At 67.8% G+C, this 21,108-nt stretch carries 19 protein-coding genes and 1 riboswitch; of the genes, 6 read left to right on the top strand and 13 right to left on the bottom strand.

Annotated elements, in window-relative coordinates; genetic code table 11:
• Positions 1–16: 16 nt before the first annotated feature.
• Positions 17–664, bottom strand: a complete 648-nt coding sequence (locus LQV16_RS06630) for an ECF transporter S component (protein ID WP_229993116.1) — start codon at positions 662–664, stop codon at positions 17–19.
• 66 nt (positions 665–730) lie between these two features.
• Positions 731–874, bottom strand: a riboswitch (TPP riboswitch).
• A 188-nt stretch (positions 875–1,062) separates the two neighbouring features.
• Here LQV16_RS06630 and LQV16_RS06625 point away from each other — a divergent pair.
• Both LQV16_RS06625 and LQV16_RS06620 read left to right on the top strand, forming a co-directional pair.
• The gene (locus tag LQV16_RS06625; RefSeq protein WP_229993115.1) at positions 1,063–1,608 is read left to right on the top strand and encodes a heme-degrading domain-containing protein; all 546 of its coding nucleotides are present in this window, start codon (positions 1,063–1,065) and stop codon (positions 1,606–1,608) included.
• A 41-nt stretch (positions 1,609–1,649) separates the two neighbouring features.
• A complete protein-coding gene (locus LQV16_RS06620; RefSeq protein WP_229993114.1) occupies positions 1,650–1,913 on the top strand; it encodes a DUF4235 domain-containing protein in 264 nt (87 codons plus the stop codon).
• A 76-nt stretch (positions 1,914–1,989) separates the two neighbouring features.
• Here LQV16_RS06620 and mnhG read toward each other — a convergent pair whose 3' ends face one another.
• Genes mnhG through LQV16_RS06590 form a run of 6 tightly spaced genes read right to left on the bottom strand, consistent with a single transcriptional unit; the run spans position 1,990 to position 8,439 of the window.
• Positions 1,990–2,391, bottom strand: a complete 402-nt coding sequence (gene mnhG, locus LQV16_RS06615; protein WP_290369343.1) for a monovalent cation/H(+) antiporter subunit G — start codon at positions 2,389–2,391, stop codon at positions 1,990–1,992.
• Complete coding sequence (locus LQV16_RS06610) at positions 2,381–2,659, bottom strand: monovalent cation/H+ antiporter complex subunit F (protein WP_090579929.1); 279 nt, start codon at positions 2,657–2,659, stop codon at positions 2,381–2,383. Before LQV16_RS06610 ends, mnhG begins: the two co-directional genes overlap by 11 nt.
• A complete protein-coding gene (locus tag LQV16_RS06605; protein WP_229993113.1) occupies positions 2,656–3,201 on the bottom strand; it encodes a Na+/H+ antiporter subunit E in 546 nt (181 codons plus the stop codon). The genes LQV16_RS06610 and LQV16_RS06605 overlap by 4 nt, the downstream gene beginning before the upstream one ends.
• A complete protein-coding gene (locus tag LQV16_RS06600; RefSeq protein ID WP_229993112.1) occupies positions 3,198–4,829 on the bottom strand; it encodes a Na+/H+ antiporter subunit D in 1,632 nt (543 codons plus the stop codon). The genes LQV16_RS06605 and LQV16_RS06600 overlap by 4 nt, the downstream gene beginning before the upstream one ends.
• The gene (locus LQV16_RS06595; RefSeq protein ID WP_229993111.1) at positions 4,826–5,428 is read right to left on the bottom strand and encodes a Na(+)/H(+) antiporter subunit C; all 603 of its coding nucleotides are present in this window, start codon (positions 5,426–5,428) and stop codon (positions 4,826–4,828) included. Before LQV16_RS06595 ends, LQV16_RS06600 begins: the two co-directional genes overlap by 4 nt.
• Entirely contained in the window at positions 5,425–8,439 is a 3,015-nt protein-coding gene (locus LQV16_RS06590; RefSeq protein WP_229993110.1) for a Na+/H+ antiporter subunit A, read from the bottom strand. Before LQV16_RS06590 ends, LQV16_RS06595 begins: the two co-directional genes overlap by 4 nt.
• 236 nt (positions 8,440–8,675) lie before the next feature.
• On the opposite strand from LQV16_RS06590, the gene LQV16_RS06585 reads away from it, so the two are divergent.
• Genes LQV16_RS06585 through LQV16_RS06575 form a run of 3 tightly spaced genes read left to right on the top strand, consistent with a single transcriptional unit; the run spans position 8,676 to position 11,799 of the window.
• On the top strand, positions 8,676–10,076 hold the full coding sequence (locus LQV16_RS06585; RefSeq protein ID WP_229993109.1) for an MFS transporter: 1,401 nt from the start codon (positions 8,676–8,678) through the stop codon (positions 10,074–10,076).
• 38 nt (positions 10,077–10,114) lie between these two features.
• Positions 10,115–10,597: a cation:proton antiporter regulatory subunit gene (locus LQV16_RS06580; protein WP_229993108.1), complete on the top strand. Its 483-nt coding sequence runs from the start codon at positions 10,115–10,117 to the stop codon at positions 10,595–10,597.
• Positions 10,598–10,602: 5 nt separating this feature from the next.
• On the top strand, positions 10,603–11,799 hold the full coding sequence (locus tag LQV16_RS06575) for a cation:proton antiporter (RefSeq protein ID WP_229993107.1): 1,197 nt from the start codon (positions 10,603–10,605) through the stop codon (positions 11,797–11,799).
• A gap of 63 nt (positions 11,800–11,862) precedes the next feature.
• Here the strand turns inward: LQV16_RS06575 and dcd are convergent, their stop codons facing one another.
• The 4 genes from dcd to LQV16_RS06555 all read right to left on the bottom strand — a co-directional run bounded on the left by dcd (position 11,863) and on the right by LQV16_RS06555 (position 16,429).
• Positions 11,863–12,438, bottom strand: coding sequence for a dCTP deaminase (gene dcd / locus LQV16_RS06570; RefSeq protein ID WP_090579904.1), 576 nt, complete (start codon positions 12,436–12,438; stop codon positions 11,863–11,865).
• Positions 12,439–12,530: 92 nt separating this feature from the next.
• Positions 12,531–12,977, bottom strand: coding sequence for an SRPBCC family protein (locus tag LQV16_RS06565; RefSeq protein WP_229993106.1), 447 nt, complete (start codon positions 12,975–12,977; stop codon positions 12,531–12,533).
• Positions 12,978–13,170: 193 nt separating this feature from the next.
• On the bottom strand, positions 13,171–14,481 hold the full coding sequence (locus tag LQV16_RS06560) for an aromatic acid/H+ symport family MFS transporter (RefSeq protein ID WP_229993105.1): 1,311 nt from the start codon (positions 14,479–14,481) through the stop codon (positions 13,171–13,173).
• Between the two features lie 142 nt (positions 14,482–14,623).
• The gene (locus LQV16_RS06555; protein ID WP_229993104.1) at positions 14,624–16,429 is read right to left on the bottom strand and encodes a thiamine pyrophosphate-binding protein; all 1,806 of its coding nucleotides are present in this window, start codon (positions 16,427–16,429) and stop codon (positions 14,624–14,626) included.
• 96 nt (positions 16,430–16,525) lie between these two features.
• Between LQV16_RS06555 and LQV16_RS06550 the strand changes: the two genes are divergently transcribed.
• Positions 16,526–16,975 carry a thioesterase family protein gene (locus LQV16_RS06550; protein WP_229993103.1) on the top strand — a complete coding sequence of 150 codons (450 nt, stop codon included), beginning with the start codon at positions 16,526–16,528 and terminating at the stop codon, positions 16,973–16,975.
• Positions 16,976–17,051: 76 nt separating this feature from the next.
• On the opposite strand, the gene LQV16_RS06545 is transcribed toward LQV16_RS06550, so the two are convergent.
• Complete coding sequence (locus tag LQV16_RS06545) at positions 17,052–19,433, bottom strand: bifunctional salicylyl-CoA 5-hydroxylase/oxidoreductase (protein WP_229993102.1); 2,382 nt, start codon at positions 19,431–19,433, stop codon at positions 17,052–17,054.
• 10 nt (positions 19,434–19,443) lie between these two features.
• Positions 19,444–21,093 carry an AMP-binding protein gene (locus LQV16_RS06540; RefSeq protein WP_229993101.1) on the bottom strand — a complete coding sequence of 550 codons (1,650 nt, stop codon included), beginning with the start codon at positions 21,091–21,093 and terminating at the stop codon, positions 19,444–19,446.
• Positions 21,094–21,108: the final 15 nt, after the last annotated feature.

The raw sequence follows: 21,108 nt of genomic DNA, 5'->3' as shown, positions 1-21,108 counted from the left end.
GGTTCTGGAGAAGCGATCAGGAGAAAACAGGCTCCGTGGCGGCCTTGCGGGAGGCAAAGGAGCCCAGCACTCCGGTCTTGGCCAGGCCGCGGGTGGCGAGCCAGGACAGTCCGCCGGCAATCACTGCGCCGGAGATTGTGGTGAAGGCGATGTAGGCGAGCTTGTCCCCGGCTGCGTAGGCGATGTTCCAGCCCCACGGCAGGAAGGAATCGTTGAGGCCGCAGAACAGGCCCGCGCTGGCTCCGGCGAGCAGGGACACCGGCAGGTTGAACTTCTTATAGAGGAAGGCCGCGAAGACCAGTTCCGCGCCGAGGCCCTGCAGGATGCCGGAGATCAGCACCGTGGTGCCGTACTGCGAGCCCATGATGAGCTCGCCCGTGGCCGCGACGGTTTCGCAGAAGAGCGCTGCGCCCGGCTTGCGGATGATGAGCATGCCCAGCACCGCCGGGATCATCCAGCCGCCGGCGTAGAGTCCGCTGAGCGGCGGGTAGAGCGCGTTGACCGGGACCGAAATGAGGTTCGCGCCCTGGGACCAGGCCCAGAAGATGACGCCGCCGGCAACGGCGATCAACGCGGCCACCACAATGTCCACCACACGCCAGGTGTAGTTGCGCCGGGCCGATGATGGGCTGGCGGAACCATGCTGTGCTGAAATATCTGTCATGTCGTCCTCCTGAGGAACAGGAGGGGAGGGTGCTCCGGCCGGCTTCGGCTTCCGCCGCCCTCCGCGCACCCTGAGAACTCGACTCCCTTGCGCCGGTACTAACCGGATCAGGTTCGAGGGTCTGCGGCTGCCCGCACTCTCAGCGCCCACCTAAGGTTTCCCCGGATTTTTCCGGTGATGCCCGACGGCGGCGCTCCCCTGTCGTAAATTGTTTCGCCCTTGTGGGCTGGCTCAGTTTACACCCGGAGGGCCGGGTTTTCAGTGGTGTGCCGTCACAATCCGGGACGGGGCAAAGCAGGTCTCCGCGGCCGGGAACGCCCCGCTTGGTAGAGTCGACGTGTCGGACACCCGGACCCGCCAGCGGGCGGCCTCGTCACCCACCGGAAAGCTGGATTATTTTGACGCAGACACCAGCCACACAAGATCCCTCCGGGGAATACGACCCTGACTCGAGGGAGCCGCAGCCGCAGGGATCCCTGGCGGTGCTCATCGGCCGGGTACTGGCCGAGATGGACGCGCTCCAGTTCGCGTCGTTCAGCAAGGACGACGCCCTGGACCTCGGGCTCCTCCTTGTCGAGCTGGGCAGGCAACGCTCGCTGCCCATCGCGGTCGACATCACCAAGGGCGAGCAGGTGCTCTTCCACGCAGCGCTGGACGGTGCCACGCCGGACAATGAGCGCTGGATCAACGCCAAGAAGCGGACCGCCATGCGGTACGAGGTCCCGTCCCTGCTGGTGGGCCTCCGGGCCCGCGCTGCCGGCGGAATGATCGAGGACAACGCCTGGTGGGACCAGACGGAGTTCGCCGCCCACGGCGGGGCGTTCCCCATTTACGTGCGCGGCACGGGCGCCGTCGCCGTCGTCACCGTCTCCGGCCTGCCCCAGAAGGCGGACCACGAACTCGTGGTCGAGGCCCTGCGGATGGTCCTCACACCGGAACGCTAGGCTAGGGAGAGACCCTGTTCCCGTCCCAAGGAGACCGAAGAATGAACATCATCATCAAGCTGCTCGGCACCGGCATCAGCCTCCTGGCCGGCTTTGCCGGCACCAAGCTGGTGGACACCATCTGGGAAAAGTCCACGGGCAACAAGCCGCCCAAGGGCCACGACGACGACGTCCCCACCACGCTGCGCTCGGCCCTGACGTTCGCCCTGATCTCCGCATCGGTCAGCGCCATCATCCAGGTGCTCGCCAACCGCGGCACCCAGCGCGCGATCACCCGCTTCGCCAAGACCCAGGACATCGTCTGACCGGACTCGACTAGCGGCGGCGCCGGTCGAAGCGTCGGTCGATGTGCCGGGCTGCCGCGCCGGTCACCGAACGGGCTCAGCGGCCGGCTTCGTCGTCGTCGTCCACTCCGTGTTTGGCCGCCTGCTGGCCCGCTGCCTGTTGAACTACGGCCTCGAGCTCGTCGGAGCTCAGCAGCTCCGGATGCAGGTGCTTGGTCCGGTAGCCGGCCCGGCCCACCATGTGGGCCGACACGGGGACGGTGAGCAGCTGGAAGAGCCAGGCCACCACCAGGACGGGCCACACCCACCAGCTGCGCATCTGCAGGCCAAGCGCCGCCAACAGCAGGAACAGGCCGAGGACCTGCGGCTTGGTGGCGGCGTGCATCCTGCTCATGAGGTCCGGGAACCGCAACAGCCCGATCGCGGCGCCGAGTGACATGAGCGCACCGGTCACCATGAACACGGCGGAGACGGCATCGATCACTGTTTCAGGATTCACGGACGCTCTCCCTTCTCTCAGCCACGAACCGGGCCACAGTGACCGAGCCGACGAACCCGATGAGGGAAATCGCAACGAGCAGCATCAGGTTGTTGAGGTGCCGGTTGACGGCCATGTCGATGCACAGGGCCGCCCCGAAAATGGCGAGCAGCACGTCGGCGGCGAGAACCCGGTCCAGCAGCGAGGGGCCCCGCCCGATCCGGACGATCGCCCCCGCGGCGGCCAGGGAAAGTACGACGGCGGTCACCGTCAGGACGGTCTGCATCATGCGGCGATCTCCTGTGTGAGGGCGGACAGTTCGTCTTTGGTCCCCATGATCCTGATCAGCCCGGCCTCGGTGTCCCGGACCTCCTTGCGCAGCTTGGCCGCGTCCTCGGCATTGCGGACGTTGATGCCGTGGATGTAGAGCGTGGACGTTGACCTGTCCACCTCCACCACGAGGGATCCCGGAATCAGCGAGATCACATGCCCGGTGGCAGTGACCAGGAGGTCGGAATGGCTCCGGAGCGGCACGGCGACAATGGCGCTGACCACGTTGGGGCCGCGGACCACGGCGAGGTACAGGACCTGGAAGCTTGCCGCGACGACCTTTCCGAGGAAGATGAGGGCGAAGGGCACGGCGCGGAGCACGTTGAAGCGGCCGCCGAGCTCCACGGGGGGCAGATAGAAGATGCGCGCCACAAGCACGGCGATGAGGGCCCCGAAGAGGAGATTGCCCGGGCTGAAGTTCTGCCACAGCGCGCCCCAGACAAAAACGAGCCACACCAGCAGCGGCAGTTCCTGGCGCAGCGAGATCCTTTTCCGGTTCATTTGCCGCCACCCTGCAACTCGCCCTGCCCGGGCTGGGCCGCCGGAGGCACCGGCGGCACCGGCGCGTCCTCGCCAAGCACGGCCTGGATATAGGAGGACCTGTCCAGCATCTCCTCGGCGGACTGGTCGGCCACCCTGAACAGCGGCCCGGCGAAGACGGTCAGGGCCACGCCAAAGACCACCAGGCCCAGGGTGGAGCCCACCATGGTGCGGGGCAGCAGGGTCACGTTCGTCCTCCCGGCCCGGTCCCCGGTGGCGGAGTCGGCCGGTGCCGCCAGGAGCACCGGATCGGGGTGCTCAGCGTCCCCGGGCTTGCGCCAGAACGCCCGGTTCCAGACCCTCGCGATAGCCAGCAGGGTCAGCAGGCTCGTCAGCACGCCACCGATCACCAGGGCGTAGGCCAGCGGTGTGCCCAGTTCGACGCCTGCCTGTAGCAGCCCCAGCTTGCCCAGGAAACCCGAGAACGGCGGGATTCCGGCCAGGTTCATGGCGGGAATGAAGAACAGGACCCCCAAGACCGGGGAGAGCTTGGCCAGCCCGGCCACGCGGTCCATGGATGAGCTGCCGCCGCGGCGTTCAATCAGGCCGGTCACCAGGAACAGGCTGGTCTGGATGGTGATGTGGTGGGCCACGTAGAACACCGCGGCGCCCAGGCCGGCCACCGTGGACATGGCCAGGCCGAACACCATGTAGCCAATGTGGCTGACCAGCGTGAAGGACAAGAGCCTCTTGATGTCGCTTTGGGCCAGGGCGCCGAGGATACCCACCACCATGGTCAGCAGCGCCGCGACCATGAGCGGGGCGTTGAGCGCATCCCCCGGGAAAAGCAGCGTCTCCGTGCGGACCATCGCATACACGCCCACCTTGGTCAGCAGCCCGGCAAACACCGCGGTGACGGGGGCCGGTGCAGTGGGGTAGGAGTCGGGGAGCCAGAAGGACAGCGGGAAGACGGCGGCCTTGATGCCGAAGGCCACCAGCAGCATGACGTGCAGCAGCGTCCGGGTGCCTTGGTCGAGGTCCCCGAGCTTGATGGCGAGATCCGCCATATTGATGGTTCCGGTGGCGCCGTAGACCATGGCGATCGCGATCAGGAACAGTACCGAGGACACGACGGAAACCACCACGTAGGTCACGCCGGCCCGGATGCGCGGGCCCGTGCCGCCGAGGGTGATGAGCACGTAGCTGGCCGTCAGCAGAATCTCAAAGCCGACGTAGAGGTTGAAGAGGTCTCCGGAGAGGAAGGCGTTCGACACCCCGGCCACGAGGATCAGGTAGGTCGGGTGGAAGATCGAGACCGGCGCGTCGCGGTCGCCGTCGGCCATGCCCTGTCCCGTTGCGTAGATCAGCACCGCAAGGCTCACGGTCGAGGACACCACGAGCATGAGCGAGGAGAACTGGTCCACCACCAGCACGATGCCCCAGGGCGGCAGCCAGCCGCCGATGTCCACCGCGGCCGTCCCGCCTTCCCAGACGGAGGCCAGCAGCCAGCACTCCAGCAGCAGGGTCAGGGTCAGGACGGCGATGCTGATCGCGCGCTGGGCCCGGGTGTGATGGATGAGCAGGAACGTCAGGGCGGCGCCCAGGATGGGGAGTACGACGGCGAGCGGGGCAAAGCTGGTGATGTTCACTCTTCGCCTCCTTCCGGGCTGGGGTCAACGTTCAGGGAACCGGGCTGCTCTTCAGAGGCGGCCTTGTCGGCCCGCACGGGGCGGTCACCGGACATGACCGCGGCCGTGCCGTTCCCTGTGCCGGGAGCGGGAGCGGAGGCTGTGGCCTTGTCTATGGTTCCGGCGCCGTCGGAGCCGACCATGGCCAGCGGGAACTCTGACGTCTCGGCCGGGATCACGGAGTCGTCCTCGGCATCGAAGCTGGGCGTTTCTGCGACGCGGCGGTCCTCGGCGTCGTCCTGGATTTCATCCTGGCGGGCCAGGACCCAGGTGCGGTAGATGATGCCCAGCATAAACGCCGTGACGGCGAAGGAGATCACGATCGAAGTCAGGATCAGGGCCTGCGGCAGGGGGTCGTTGTAGTCCCCCGCCGGGGTGTCCTTGTCGAAGATCGGCGCCAGCCCGGCGTAGCCGCCGGTGGCGAGGATCAGCAGGTTGGTGGCGTTGGCCAGCAGCATGAGGCCCAGCAGGACCCGGGTGAGGCTGCGTTCGAGGATCAGGTAGATGCCGCAGGCGTAGAGGGCGCCCATGACCGTCAGCAGGGTCAGGTTGACGCTCATGTTCTCCCCCTGGAGGTGGTTTCGGCGTCGTCGGCCTCGACGGGGGCCCCGGCGGGGACTCCGCCGCTGTCCTCGTCTTCGGAGGGCTCGGCGGGCTCTTCGAAGTGCTCGTCGATTTCCGCACCGAGGCTGCGCAGCACGTCCAGGACCAGCCCGACCACCACGATGTACACACCGATGTCGAAGATGGTCGAGGTGACGAACTTGATGTCACCGAAGACCGGCAGCCACAGCTCCACGATGGCGCTCTGGAACACCTGGCCGCCCAGCAGCAGCGGCGTCATTCCGGCGGCCGCCGCCGTGGCCAGGCCTATCCCCAGCAGGGTGCCGGCGCCGACGGGCGTGGCTTCGCGGAGTTCGAAACGGCCGCCCGCCAGGTAGCGGATGGTCAGGGCGAGGCCGGCGGTGAGGCCACCGGCGAAGCCACCACCGGGCAGGTTGTGGCCGGCGAGGAGCAGATAGAGGGAGAACACGATGATCGAGTGGAAGATGAGGCGGGTGACCACCTCGAAGATGATCGAGCGGCGTTCAGGCGCCAGGGTCCGGCCGGCCACCAGCCAGGCGTCGCGCGTCGCGGCAGCAAACCGCCGGTTCATCGCCAGGGCGGCATCATCCCTGGTGCTGCCCCTGGCTCCGGTCCGCCGGCCCACGGTCCCTTCCTCGACCGACGCGGACGTCTGGAGGCGGTCGCCGCGGCCCCGGACGAAAATAAGGCTGGCCACGCCGGTGGCGGCCAGGGCAAGGACGGAGATCTCGCCAAAGGTGTCCCAGGCCCGGATGTCCACCAGGGTCACGTTGACGACGTTGAGGCCGCCGCCGCCTTCATAGGCCAGTTGCGGGAACTGCAGGGAGACCGGCGCTGCCACCCGGGCGCCGAGGGCGTAGATGGCCACGAAGATCATGGTGACGCCGAAGGCCAGGCCGATCACCACGCGGATGACCCGGTATCTGCCGCCGGTGCGGTCCCGCAGCCCCGGCGGAAGGCTCCGCATGGCCAGCACGAACGCCACCAGGATGATGGTTTCGACCAGCATCTGGGTCAGGGCAAGGTCCGGGGCCCCCTGCAGCGCGAACATCAGGGCAATCCCGTAGCCGGTGACGGACACCATCAGGACGGCCAGGAACCGTTTGTTGGCGCGCACCGCGGCCAGCGCCCCGATCACGATCCCGGCGCCGGCCACCAACTGCAGCGGCGCACCGGGATCGATGAAATACAGACCCTCCGGCAGCGGCTTGTTGGCCATCAACAGCGCCGTCAGCGGCAGGACGAACGCCACGGTCAGGATGACGGAGAGGTAGAAGAACAGCGAGCCTCGCTGGGTGCGGCCGGTGATCCAGACCGCGGCGTCGTCCAGGGCGCCGATCGTGTGCTGGTAGGCGCGATCGCTGTCGATCCAGCCCGGCACCAGTGCCTGCAGCCGGGCCACGGCGTTGCGGCCGTAGAACATGGCCAGGCCCAGGACGAACGTCACCGCGGTCAGCCCCAGGGCCGGGGTGATGCCGTGCCACAGCGCCAGGTGCCCGGGCGAGGACGTGGAGCCGTCCACAAACAGCTCCGCATAGGGCTGGATCCAGCCGTCCACGGGGGCGGGCCATAGTCCGTAAAGGACCGTGAGGAGGCTCAGGATCGCAGGCGCGGCCAGGAAGGCGGGTTTGATCGGTTTGAAGGACGTGGGCTCCACGCCGGGCTTGACAGCGAAGGCGCCCCACATGAACCGGGCGCTGTAGGCGAAGGTCAGGACGGAGCCCAGGACCACACCTCCCAGCAGCCAGGGCCCGGTCCCGGACTCCGAGCTGTATTGGATGAAGGCCTCGTACACCGATTCCTTGGCGACGAAGCCGGCCAGCGGGGGTACGCCCGCCATCGAGGCCGCGCCGATCGCCGCGACGATCGCCAGTGCCCGGGCCGAGCCGTAGACGCCGGAGAGCTCGCGGATGTCCCGGGTCCCGGCCTGGTGGTCGATGATTCCCACCACCAGGAAGAGCGTGGCCTTGAACAGCCCGTGCGCCAGGAGCAGGGCTAGCCCGGCGAGCGCCGCCTCGGGGGTGCCCAGGCCCACCACCATGATCATGAAGCCCAGCTGGCTCACGGTGCCGTAGGCGAGGATGAGCTTGATGTCGGTCTGCCGCAGGGCCCGGTAGCCGCCCACCAGCATGGTGGCCAGGCCCAGGCCGAGGACGATCGGCAGCCAGGGCGCGGTTTCCGCGAATCCGGGGGCCATCCGGGCAACCAGGTAGATCCCGGCCTTCACCATGGCCGCGGCGTGCAGGTACGCGCTGACGGGTGTGGGGGCGGCCATCGCGCCGGGGAGCCAGAAGTGGAACGGCACCAGGGCGGATTTGGTGATCGCACCGATCAGGATGAGGACGACGGCGGCGCTCACGGCCCCGCCCGCGGGGCCGGCGACAAGGGCGGGTGCCTCGTCCACGATGGCCTGGATCCGGTAGGTTCCGGCCGTCGAACCGAGGATGATGAGCCCCACAAGCATGGCCAGCCCGCCGGCGGTGGTCACCACCAGCGCCTGCAGCGCCGAGCGCCGAGCGGAGAGCCGGGTGCGGGCGTAGCCGATCAGCAGGTAGGACAGCACCGTGGTCAGTTCCCAGAAGATGAACATCAGCAGGAGGTCATCGGCGGTAACGAGGCCGAACATCGCACCTGCGAAGGCCAGGAGCTGGGCCCCGAAACCGCCGAGGTACTCGTCCTTGTTCTCGAAGTAGCGGGCGCAATAGACCAGCACCAGCGCACCCACTCCCAGCACCAGCAGGGACATGACCCAGGCCAGGGCGTCCATCCGGAACGCGAGATCGAGCTGCAGCCCGGGAATCCAGGGCACCACTTCCGTGATCGCCCCGTCTGGAACTGAATACACTGCCTCATGCTGCAGGAGCAGCCAGATAAAGGAGGCCGCGGGGACCGCGGCCAGGGCGAAGAACGAATTCCTGCCAAACTTTCGGAACAGCAGCGGGGCCACAGCAGCCACCGCAAAGTGCACGGCAAGGACTGTGATCACTGGTATCTCCGCAACGTCAGAAAAGTCGATTGTCAGCAAGTTGGAGCAGGCGGGTCATTTGTTAGGTTCGGTGCCGACAGTTTACCAAGCGTGTACAAATTCTTTTGGCAGGGACACCGGCCGCTGAACAATTCGAAGCCAAAGCGGCGCCGGAGCTTACCAATGCCGGGCAAAACCCGCCGGAGACCCTGCACGCTGCCCCGCGGAGGAGACCCTGGGCAGTTACCATTCAGGCTATGAATACTGCCGCCGCCCCAGAGGCAATGCGCCCCTCGGAACTGGAATCGGGAAGCCCTGTCTCGCACAGGGGCCGGGTCCTCGCGTGGGCCGCGTGGGACTGGGGTTCGGCTGCCTTCAACGCCGTCATGACAACGTTTGTTTTCACCGTCTACCTGACCTCCAAGGCATTCGGCGGGGAGGACCAGGCCTCGGCGGTCCTGGGCGCCGCGCTGGCGGCCGCCGGTGTTGCCGTCGCCCTCCTGGCCCCGGTCACCGGGCAGCGCTCGGACACCGGGGGCCGGCGGAAGCTGTGGCTGGGAGTCAACACGGCCGCCGTCGCGCTCCTGACCGGGCTGTGCTTCTTCGTCTTTCCCCGGCCCGACTTCCTGATCCTTGGCGTCACGCTGATAGCACTTGGCAACGTCTTCTTCGAATTTGCGGGGGTCAACTACAACGCCATGCTCACCCAGATCTCCACCCCGCACAACATCGGCAAGGTCAGTGGCTTCGGCTGGGGAATGGGGTATCTCGGCGGCATCGTGGCGCTGCTGATTGTGCTCCAGCTCTTTGTCCAGCCCAGCTTCGACTGGTTTGGCGCCTCCACCGCGGACAGCCTGAACATCCGGCTGGTGGCAGTGTTCTCGGCCCTGTGGTTCTTCATCTTTGCCCTGCCGGTGCTGTTTGCGGTGCCGGAGCTGCCACGCTCCGAACGGGGCGCGGGCATTGGGTTCCTCGCCTCCTACGGCCTGCTGGTCCGGCGTATCAAGGCGATCTACCGGACCAGCCCGCACACCATCTACTTCCTCCTCGCGAGCGCCATCTTCCGGGACGGGCTGGCCGCGGTTTTCACCTTTGGCGGGATCATCGCGGCCGGCACCTTTGGCTTCGAACTCAAGGACGTCATCTTCTTCGCGATCTTCGGAAACGTCGTGGCGGCCATCGGCGCCATCCTCGGCGGCTTCCTGGATGACAAGATCGGGCCGAAGTCCGTGATCATCGCGTCCCTCGCCGGCCTGCTGGTGGCGGGCACGGCAATCCTGGTCCTCGGCAACGGGAGCTACGAGTTCTTTGGCATGGCCTGGGCCGGGACCACCACATTCTGGATTTTCGGCCTGCTGCTGTGCCTCTTCGTGGGACCGGCCCAGTCGTCCTCCCGCGCCTACCTCGCCCGGCTCGCCCCGCACGGCGAATCCGGCGAGCTCTTCGGCCTCTACGCCACCACGGGCCGGGCCGTGAGTTTCCTCGCCCCCGCCCTATTCACCCTGTGCATCACAGTCGCCGCCCCCTTCGTGGAAGCCGGCGAGGCCCAGCGCTGGGGCATCCTCGGCATCATGGTGGTGCTGCTCACGGGCCTGCTCGTGCTCCTCCCGGTCAAGGCCCCCGACCAGACCGAAATCGCGGTGGTCCCCGAGGGGTGACGCGGCCGAAAAGCCGGTTCGCGCACTAGGCTGATCATATGAACGTGGATGAGACGGACCTCCCCGGCCTCGGCCGGCGCAAGGACTTCATGACTGCCTCCGGACGCCGGATCGGCGTGGTCGAATACCGGGAGGGCCAGACAGAACTCATCGTCTCGACCTGGGACGATCCTGACACCTGCCAGGCCTCCGTCCCGCTGACCGCGGACGAGTCCGCCACCCTGGGCAACCTCCTGGGCGGCCAGCGCCTTGCAATGAAACTCTCCGAAGCCCACCGGGAAATTCCCGGCATCGTCACGCGCCAGTTCTCGATCAGCGCCGAGTCCCCCTTCCAGAACCAGCCGATGGGCAAAGCGTGCATCCGGACCCGCAGCGGGGTCTCGATCGTGGCCATCATGCGCGAAGGCGAGGTCCTGCCCTCCCCGGGACCCGACGTCGTCCTTCACCCCGGTGACCTCCTCGTTGCGGTGGGAACGCAAGAAGGCCTGGACACGGCGGCCGGCATCCTGCGCAACGGATAAGCGGCATGGATCCGCTCGCCCTGACCCTGATCGAGCTGGGGGCCGTCGTCTTCTGTCTCGGCCTGCTGGCCAGACTGGCCGGGCGGATCGGCATGTCGCCCATCCCGCTCTATCTGGTGGGCGGGCTGTTCTTTGGGGCCGGCGGCCTCGTCAAACTCGAAGGCATGCACGAGTTCGCCCATCTTTCCGCCGAGATCGGCGTGATCCTGCTCCTGCTTATGCTTGGACTGGAATATACGGCGACCGAACTCGTCACCGGGCTGCGGCGGTCCTGGCAAGCCGGCATCCTCGATCTGCTGCTCAATTTCCTGCCCGGCGCAGGGCTCGCGGTGATGCTGGGATGGGGCGTCGTGGGGGCGATGGTGATGGGCGGCGTCACCTACATTTCTTCCTCCGGGATCGCGGCCAAGGTGATTACCGATCTCGGCCGGATCGGCAACCGGGAAACCCCGGTGGTCCTGTCCATCCTGGTCTTCGAGGACCTGGCCATGGCCGTGTACCTGCCGGTCCTGACCGCCACCCTGGCCGGCGTCAGCTTGCTGATGGGCCTGCAGACCGTGGGCATCTCCCTGGCCGTCGTCACCCTGGTCCTGGTGGTGGCCCTGCGGCACGGGCACCACGTGTCCAAGGCCGTGCACAGCGAGAACTCCGAGGTGTTCCTGCTCAACCTGCTGGGCGCGGCGCTTCTTGTGGCGGGGCTCGCCGCCGCCATGCAGGTTTCCGCGGCCGTCGGAGCGTTTATGCTCGGTATCGCGATTTCCGGCGCCACGGCCCACAGCGCCACCCGTGTCCTGGAACCGCTCCGTGACCTCTTCGCGGCGATCTTCTTCGTTGTCTTTGGCCTCAACACAGACCCCCGGTCCATCCCGCCGGTCCTTGGCTGGGCCCTGCTGCTGGCCGTGGTGACGGCAGCCACCAAGATGATCACCGGGTTCTGGGCCGCCAAACGGGCCGGAATCGGCGTTCCCGGCCGTTACCGTGCGGGGGCCGCCCTGATCGCGCGAGGCGAGTTCTCGATTGTCATCGCCGGCCTGGCTGTCGCCTCCGGCGTGGTGCCCTCGGATCTGGCAGCCCTCGCCACCGCCTACGTCCTGATCATGGCGATCGTGGGGCCGCTGGCCGCCCGCTTCGTGGAGCCGCTGGTCCGGGTCCTGCGCCGTCCGGTGAGGGGACCCGCGTTCAGGACCTCCGGCCCGGCGTGATGCTGCCGCCGGTACGAGCCGCGGCGCTGGATGTCGGCGTCAGATTACAGCGCCTGAAATGGGCTAGATGTCGGTGAGGTGGAAATTCAGGTGGCTGCGGCTGGCAGTGGGACCGCGCTGGCCCTGGTAGCGGTTGCCGTATTCCCCCGAACCGTAGGGGTGCTCCGCGGCGGAGGACAGCCGGAAGAAGCACAGCTGGCCGATCTTCATGCCCGGCCACAGCTTGATGGGCAGCGTGGCCATGTTGGACAGTTCCAGCGTGACGTGGCCGGAGAATCCGGGATCGATGAAGCCTGCCGTCGAGTGCGTCAGCAGGCCGAGCCGGCCAAGGGAGGACTTGCCCTCGAGGCGGGCCGCGATGTCATCCGGCAGCGTCACGGTCTCGTAGGTGGAGCCAAGGACAAACTCCCCCGGGTGCAGGATAAACGGCTCGCCGGACTCCACTTCCACCAGGCGGGTCAGCTCGGGCTGCTCTTCGGCCGGGTCGATGTGGGCGTATTTGTGGTTATCGAACAGCCGGAAGAACTTGTCGATCCTGACGTCCACGGAGGACGGCTGGACCATGGCGGGGTCGAACGGTTCGAGGACAATCCGCTCGGAGTCAATTTCGGTTCGAATGTCGCGGTCAGAGATCAGCACAGGTTCAAAAATACCGCACGGCGCCCTGCCGGGCCGCACGGACGGACGCAGCCGCCCAGTGTGACATCCCCGGGGCGTCTGCACCCAGACGTCTATTCCGCGGCAGGCATATCTTCGAGGAGGGACTTGAGCCGTTCGAGCTGGCCCACCTCGGCCTTCATCCGCCGGCGGAACGGGCTGGTCATCCGGACCATGAATCCCTTGGGCTCGTAGTTCAGGGCGAAACGGACGCGGGTACTGGGACCCTCCGTGCTCAGGTAGTAGCCGCCGTGCGGCCGGGCAGGGCCGACGAGGACCTGGTACTGGATCTCCGCGCCCGTCCGGGCCGCGATGATTTCGAAGTCCGCGGCCACGGGACGTCCGCCGGGCCCTGCGACCGTCTGCCGGTACACAGCACCTTTGGCACCGGCGGCGCCGGAGAGCAGTTCCACGCTCCTGACCCCTTCCCGCCACAGCGGCAGATGGACCGGGTCCAGGAGGAAGTTGTACACGCTCAGGGCGTCACGGTGGATGATGACGTCGTACTCTGCGAATGCCACGAAAATCCTTGCTCGGCGGACGGCAAATGGGCGTAGCCCGCTTCCCCCGAACTGCAGCTAACCATTTCAGGATAGACAGCAAGGCCCGCCCCGCGCGGCTGCGGGACGGGCCTTTATCGAAGAGTTATCGCCCCCGGACTGCATCCAGGCTGCGTGTCGCTCAGTGACTGCTTCGCAGGGGCTGCTACAGGGACTACTTTTCGGTTAGCTTCGGCACCGAGAACACCACAATGGCCCCGATCACGGCGAACGCTGCGAACATGTAGAAGTTGAGCTGCCAGCCGAAGGCCATCCCGGCAATCAGCCCGCCGATCAGCGGCCCGCAGATGGCGCCGATGCGTCCGATGCCCAGGGACCAGCTCAGGGCGGTGGCACTCAGGGACTGCGGGTAGTGGGTGGCGCAGTAGCCGCCCACCAGGATCTGGGTTCCCACCGAGCCGAGGCCGGCGAAGGCGACAATGACGAGCAGCATCGCCAGCGGCAGCTGGAGGCTCAGCATGAGGATCGCCACGAAGGCCAGGATGAAGGAGCCGGTGACCACCTTGCGGATGCCGATCTTGTCCGCCAGCACGGAGGCGCTGATGGAGCCGACTATCGCGCCGGCGTTGAGGACCAGCAGGAACGTCAGGGCATCCCCGAGCTGGAAGCCGGCCTGGCGCATGATCTGCGGAAGCCAGGTGTTCAGCCCGTAGACCAGCAGCAGCCCGCAGAAGTTCGCGAGCGCAAACAGGACGGTGGAGCGGAGCCACTTGCGGGTGAACAGGGTCTTCATGGCTGACTTCGGCGCCTCGGCACCGGTCTTGACGTCCTCTGCGGTGACGATGTCCGAGTAGACCAGGCCGTAGCGGTCCGCGGTGGCCCTGGCTTCTTCGATGCGCTGTTTGCGGGCCAGGTACGCCACCGATTCGGGCAGGACCTTCCAGGCGACGGGGAGCAGGGTGAGAAGAGGCAGGGCGCCGATGGCGTACATCCAGCGGAAGTCGATGTGCGGCAGGAGGTTGATGGCAAGCAGCGAGGCGCCGACGCCGCCCACGGAGTACCCGCTGAACATCACCGCGTTGGCGATCTGGCGGCGCTCCTTGCGGGCGTATTCGACCGTCAGCGCAATGCAGGTCGGCACAATGCCCCCCAGGCCCAGGCCTGTCAGGAACCGCAGGAAGCCGAACACCTCGGCGGACGGCGCGAAGGCCGTGAGCAGCATGCAGATGGAGAACCACGCGATGCAGGCGAGCATGATGCGGCGGCGGCCCAGCTTGTCTGTCAGGATGCCGACCGAGAGCGTGCCGACCAGCATGCCCACCAGGGCGAGGCTGCCGATCAGGCCGGCCTGCGCGGGGGTGACGCCCCATTCCTGGAATTTCAGGATCGTGGGGACGGTGGATCCGTAGACCACCAGGTCGTAGCCATCAAAGACGATGGCCAGGAAACACAGGATGAGGACGGCGTGGCCCTTCCAGCGGGTCGTGGCCTCGTTGCGCAACTCAGTCGACATTGACTGCGTCATGGATCTACCTCTCGTTGAGATTTCATGGGGATTTGTGCGGTGGCTCACATGCTGTGCCCACTGTGTCACGCTTTGATTCCGACAGTAAACAAGTCAGCATATATCGTTTACGTAACGATCGTCAGGTATTATCCGGCCGGCGTCAGTGGCCCTTGAACGCCTCGGCGAGCCACCAGGCGCCGCCGTCGGACGAGATCTTGGCATCGATGACCAGCGGGCGGGCGGGCCTCTCGCGCACCCAGGCGCGGACCTCCTCGAGATCCGCCACGCTGCGGACCGTCACTGCGTCCGCGCCGAAGCCCCGGGCGATCGCGGCGATGTCCGTGTCCGGGAAGGTCACGGTACTCAGATCGACGGCGGGGCCGACGGCGGGACCGTTACCGTCCGCAGCTCCCGCGCCAAAGTGGTGGACTTCCGCCCCGTAGCCTGCATCGTTGTAGATGATGCAGACGAGCGGCAGCTCCAGCCGGACGGCGGTCTCCAGTTCGCTGATGCCCATCAGGAAGCCGCCGTCCCCGGCACCGAGCACGGGCAGCCGGTCCGGCCGGGCCAGCGCAGCCCCGATCGCGGTGGAGAGCCCGAGACCGATCGACTGGAAGGCCTGCGTGAAGCAGAACCCGAACTCGTCCGGGACCTTCAGATAGGTGCTGGGATAGCCCATGAAGTTGCCGGAGTCGATCGAGACGATCCGCTCCGCCGGCAGGATGGCGTCCAGTTCGCGGCTCAGCTCCCGCGGATCGATCCGTCCGCCGCCGGAGAGGTCCGGCGTTTCGACGTCGTTCCAGCGCGAGCGTTCTGCGATGGCCGCCGCGTTCCGCGCGGTGCGGTACCGCTGCGCCGGGGCCGGCTGGAGCGTCCGCAGCTCCGTGAGGACATCCGCCGCTGTCAGCGCGGCATCCCCCACCACGCCCAGGCCGATGGGCCGGTTGGCACCAAGCGCGGAGTCCTCGACGTCGACCTGGGCCACGGCGGTCCCGTCCGAGATCAGGTGGCCGTGCCGCATGGTCCACATGTTCAGGGCGCAGCCCCAGCCGACGATCAGGTCGGCGCCCTGGATCAGCTCGGCGCTCAGTGGTGAGGAGAATCCGCCCGAGATCCCGAGGGCGAACTCCTCGTTGTGGAACAACCCGTTCGCCACCGCGGACGTGGCCACGAGGGCACCGGCGTGGGCGGCAAGGCTGAGCAGTTCCTCCCGCGCATTCCTTGCCCCGCGGCCTGCCACAAAGACCGGGCGCTCCGCGGCGTTGATCAGGTGTGCCAGGCGCCGGACGCTGGGGGCGGCGGGGCGGACCGGCTGGGCTTCGGCGACGGCGGCCGGGTGCGCTGCCGCCCGTGCGCTTGCCGGCGCCGGGGCGGACTGGACGTCGAGGGGCAGGTTGAGCACCACGGTGCGGCGTTCGTTCCGGGCGGTGCGGAAGGCCCGGAGGGTGTCCGCGACGGCGGTGGCCGGGGAATGGATCCGCTCGCTCACGGCTCCGACGCTGCGGGCGAGGGCGTCCTGGTCGATCTTGAAGTTGGAGCGGACAGCGGATCCCTGGGTGTCGGCCGTCAGCACGATCAGCGGCGTGCGGCTCTTGGCGGCTTCCCCGATCCCGGTGACGGCGTTGCTCAGCCCGCAGCCCTGGTGTGTGCTCACGACGCCCACCCGGCCGGACATCCGGGCGTAGGCGTCGGCCATTGTGGCGGCGCCGCCCTCGTGCCGGGCGGCGGTGAAGGGCACCCCGGCCAGGCGCAGGGCGTTGGTCACCTCGAAGTTGCCGCTGCCGACGACGCCGAAGACATGCCCGACGCCGAGCTCCGCCAGGGTCCGGCCCACCAGCTGGGCGACCGTCCCGGCTGCCTGCTGCGCCGGAGCCCCGTCTGTGTCCCGGGCCGTGTCCCGTGCCGCTTCGACGGGCTCGCGGGAGGCTTCAAAGGTGCCGGGGGAAATGTGTGAAGCTACTACCATGGACTTACCTTCCATTGAGTAATGCACCGGTTGAGTACTGCACTGGTTGAGTGCCGCACTGCTGCTGACTGCTCTTCGAACTTCCAGGCGGCATCCATGAACCCCACCCAGTCCCTTCCGTGCACGGCCACGACGGCGACTCTGGAACGGACCATCGAATGGGTGGATACGGATGCCGCGGGGCACCAGCACAATTCGGCGGTGCTCCGCTTTGTTGAGGCCTGCGAGGCCAAGTTGTTCCGGGACCTGGATCTGCCGGAGTATTTCCCGACGGCCCCGCGGGTTCGCCACGAGGTCAACTACCGGGCGAAGTTGTACTTCGGCCAGCAGGTCACCACCACCGTAGTGGTGGAGAAAATCGGCCGCACGTCCATGACGTTCAGCTTTGAAGTGTGGGGCGAGCCGTTCCGCGGCGAACCCCGCGCCCTTGCCGCCCACGGGTCCTTCGTCACCGCCCATGTGGCCCAGGGCGGCACGGCCGCCACCCCGTGGCCGGCGGAGCTGACGGCCAAGGTCACCGCCCGCGAGGCCTCCGGCCGGGACTAACCCGTCCGGACGCTGCCCGGCACCGCGCCTTTGCGGCACCGGGCATTGGGCCCGGGCAGCGGCCCTCCAACCGGCGCTAGACCGACGCCGGCACCTTGGCCGGCGTCCAGCGCAGGTGCGTCGGCAGTTCGGCGGCCTCCGGCTCCCGCACGAGCGCCAGCCGGGGCCGGACCGCGTCGGTGCGCGCCGCCGGTGGCTTCCGGCTTCCGGCCCGGAACTGCTGCGGCCAGGCGGCGCCGGGCCCCCGGTAGTCCTGCTCGATCGCCGCATGCAGGGTCCACTGCGGATCGAACAGGTGCGTACGGCCGAGGGCGCAGAGGTCCGCGCGGCCTGCCAGCAGGATTGAGTTGACGTCGTCGTAGGAGGACACCGCCCCCACCGCGATCACCGCGACGCCTGCCTTGTGCGCCACTTCCTGCCGGATCCGGTCCGCGAACGGCGTCTGGTAGCTGCGGCCGTAGGCTGGTTTCTCCTCCTTGACCACCTGGCCGGAGGAGACGTCCACGCCGTCGGCGCCGTGCTCCACGAACGCCCGGGCAATCGCGACGGCGTCGTGCTCGTCGTTGCCGCCGGGGGCCCAGTCCGTCGCCGAAAGCCGCACGGTCAGCGGCTTGTCCGCCGGCCAGGCGGCGCGGACGGCGTCGAATACCTCCAGCGGGTAGCGCAGCCGGTTCTCCAGCGGTCCGCCGTATTCGTCGCTGCGCCGGTTGGCCAGCGGCGAGAGGAACGAGGAGAGCAGGTAGCCGTGCGCGCAGTGCAGCTCCAGCAGGTCGAAGCCCGAGGCGGCCGCACGGACGGCGGCGGCGACAAACTCGTCCCGGACCCGGTCCATTTCAGCGCGGCTGATTTCCCGCGGCGCCGGGCTGCCGGGGCCGTACGGGATAGCCGAGGGGCCCACCGGCTCCCAGCCGCCCTCGGGAAGCGGTTCGTCGATGCCTTCCCACATGAGTTTGGTGGAGCCTTTGCGGCCGGAATGGCCAAGCTGGACGCCGATGGCCGCCGTCGAGCGCTCGTGTACGAACTCGACGATCGTGCGCCAGCTCTCCTGCTGGGCCTCGTTGTAGAGGCCGCTGCAGCCCGGCGTGATGCGGCCGGTCTCGGAGACGCAGACCATCTCGGTCATGACCAGGCCGGCGCCGCCGAGGGCCTTGCCCCCGAGGTGGACCAGGTGGAAGTTGCCCGGGACGCCGTCGGTGGCGGAGTACATGTCCATCGGGGAGACGACGATCCGGTTCTTCAGCTCCAGCCCGCCGATCCGGTACGGCTGGAACATGGCAGGGGCACTGGACGCGATGCCCTGCGTGCGGGCGAATTCCTCATCCACGCGGGCCGCGAACTCGGGATCGCGCAGCTTGAGGTTGTCGTAGGTGATCCGGCGGCTGCGGGTGAGCAGGTTGAAGCAGAACTGCACCGGGTTCTGGTCCTTGTACATTCCGATGTTCTCGAACCATTCCAGCGAGGCCTGGGCTGCCCGCTGGGTGGATTCGACCACCGGCCGGCGCTCGGTTTCGTAGGCTGCCAGGGCGGCCTCAAGCTCGGCGTGCTCGTGCAGGCAGGCCGCCAGGGCGAGGGAGTCCTCCATGGCCAGTTTGGTGCCGGAGCCGATGGAGAAGTGCGCGGTGTGGGCGGCATCGCCGAGGAGCACGATGTTGCCGTGCCGCCAGGACTCGTTGCGGACCGTGGTGAAGTTGAGCCACTTGGAGTTGTTGACCAGGACTTCGTGGCCCTCAAGCTCTTCGGCGAAGATGGCACGGATCGCGTCGACGGCCGCCTCGTCGCTTTCGCCGGGCCGGAAGACCTGGTGCTCGGTGGCGTCGAATCCGGCGTTGCGCCACACGTCCTCGTGCATTTCGACGATGAAGGTGCTGCCCTCGTCCGAGTACGGGTAGCCGTGGATCTGCATGACGCCGTGCTCGGTGTCCTTGACGAAGAACTTGAACGCCTCAAAGACGAGGTCGGTGCCCAGCCACATGTACTTGGACTTGCGGACGTCCAGGCTGGGCCGGAACACCTCTGCAAAGCGGGAACGGACGGCGGAGTTCAGGCCGTCCGCGGCGAGGACCAGGTCGTAGTCCCGGCTGAGTTCCTCAACGTCGGGCGCCAGCGTGCTGAAGCGCAGGTCGACGTCGAGTTCGGCGCAGCGGCGCTGCAGCAGCTCGAGCAGCTCTTTCCGGCTCATGGCGGCGAAGCCCTGCCCGCCGACGGTGTGCTGACCGCCCTTGAAGTGGATGTCGATGTCGGTCCAGCGGGCGAAGCGCTCGGACATGTACTCGGCGATCACGGTGTCCGCGTTGCCGATTCCGCCGAGGGTCTCGTCGCTGAAGACGACGCCGAAGCCGAACGTGTCGCTTGCGGCGTTGCGTTCCCAGACGGTGACCTCGTGGTTCGGGTCCAGCTGCTTCATGAGGGCGGCGAAGTACAGTCCGCCCGGACCGCCGCCGATGATTGCGATTTTCATGTGGTGCCTCTCAGGCGTTCTGGTGTTCGGGGGTGGCGGCGTCAGCGGCCAGCTGCTCGCGCAGCCGGAAGTGCTGGAGTTTGCCGCTGGGGTTGCGGGGCAGTCCGTCAACGAAGTTCACCTGCCGCGGGTACTTGTACGGGGCGATGGTCCGCTTGACGAAGTCCTGGATTTCCTTGCGCTTCGCGTCATCGGCCTCGACGCCATCGCGCAGCACGATGAAGGCGCAGACCACGCTGCCCCGGTCCGGGTCGGGCCTGCCGACGACGGCGTTTTCCATCACGTCCGGGTGCTGGTCAATCGCGGCTTCCACCTCCGGGGCGCCGATGTTGTAGCCGGAGGACACGATCATGTTGTCGGAGCGGGCCTGGTAGTAGAAGTAGCCGTCCTCGTCCCGGCGGAAGGTGTCGCCGGTGACGTTCCAGCCATTGACGACGTAGTCCAGCTGGCGGGAATCGTTGAGGTAGCGGCAGCCGGTGGGCCCGATCACGGCGAGGCGTCCGACGGCGTCCGGGCCGAGTTCCCCACCGTCGTCGTCCAGAATCGTGGCGCGGTAGCCGGGGACGGCCGTGCCGGTGGCGCCGGCGCGGATGTCCTCCCCGGCCGCGGAGATGAAGACGTGCAGCATTTCGGTGGCACCGATGCCATTGACCAGCTTCAGGCCGGTGCGTTCATGGACCGCGCGCCAGGTCTCGGCCGGCAGGTGCTCACCGGCTGAGACTGCCGTGCGGAGGCTGGCGAGCAGCCCCTCGGCGCCTTCCTTGAGGATCGCCTTGTAGGCCGTCGGTGCGGTGAACAGGATGGTGGCCTTGGCCGCGTGCACGGCCTGCGCCAGTTCGAGCGGGGTGGCTCGTTCGGTCAGCAGCGAGGCGGCCCCGAAGCGCAGCGGGAAGACCACCAGGCCGCCCAGCCCGAAGGTGAAGGCCAGCGGCGGGGACCCCGCGAAGACGTCCTCCGGCGTCGGCGCAAGGATGTGCCGGGCGAAAGTGTCAGCGTTGGCGAGGATGTCGCGGTGGAAGTGCATGGTGATCTTCGGCGTTCCGGTGGTGCCCGACGTCGGGCCGAGCAGGGCGACGTCGTCCGCGGCGGTCGGGACGGCGCTGAACTCGCCGCTCTTGGCAGCACAGCGGGCGGTGAGGTCCGTGCCGGTGCTGCCCCCCATGGCCAGCACCGGCACGTCGTTTCCGGCTGCCTCGGCGAGGTCGTCCAGGAACCGGCTGTCGCACAGGGCGGCGGCCGGTGCGGTCAGCTCCAGCAGGGTCCGGATCTCGTTGGCGCGCAGTGCCGGCATGATCGTGACCACCACGGCGCCGGCCTTGAGCACGCCAAGCCAGGCCGCGACGAGCCACGGGTTGTTCGGCGAGCGGAGCATCACCCGGTTCCCGGGGACCACCCCCAAATCCTCAACCAGGACCTGGGCCACCTGGTTGGCGTGGCGCTGCAGCTCACCGTAACTCCAGGCGTTGCCGTCCGGGGTGAGCAGGGCCGGGCGCTCGGCACCGAAGCTGCGGACGGCGTCGTCAATCAGCGCGGCGGCGGCGTTGAGCTGTTGCGGGTACTGCAGTTCCGGGAGGGTGAACTCCAGCGCGGGCCACTGCTCTGCCGGCGGCAGATTGTCACGCGCGAAGGTGTCCTGGTGCGCCGAGGGCGTCAGTTCCATGGCAAACCTTTCGTA

The sequence above is a fragment of the Arthrobacter sp. Bi26 genome, assembly GCF_918697925.1.
GTDB lineage: Bacteria > Actinomycetota > Actinomycetes > Actinomycetales > Micrococcaceae > Arthrobacter.
Note: the sequence above shows the minus strand (reverse complement) of the source record. Positions and strands in the feature narration are given on the sequence as shown.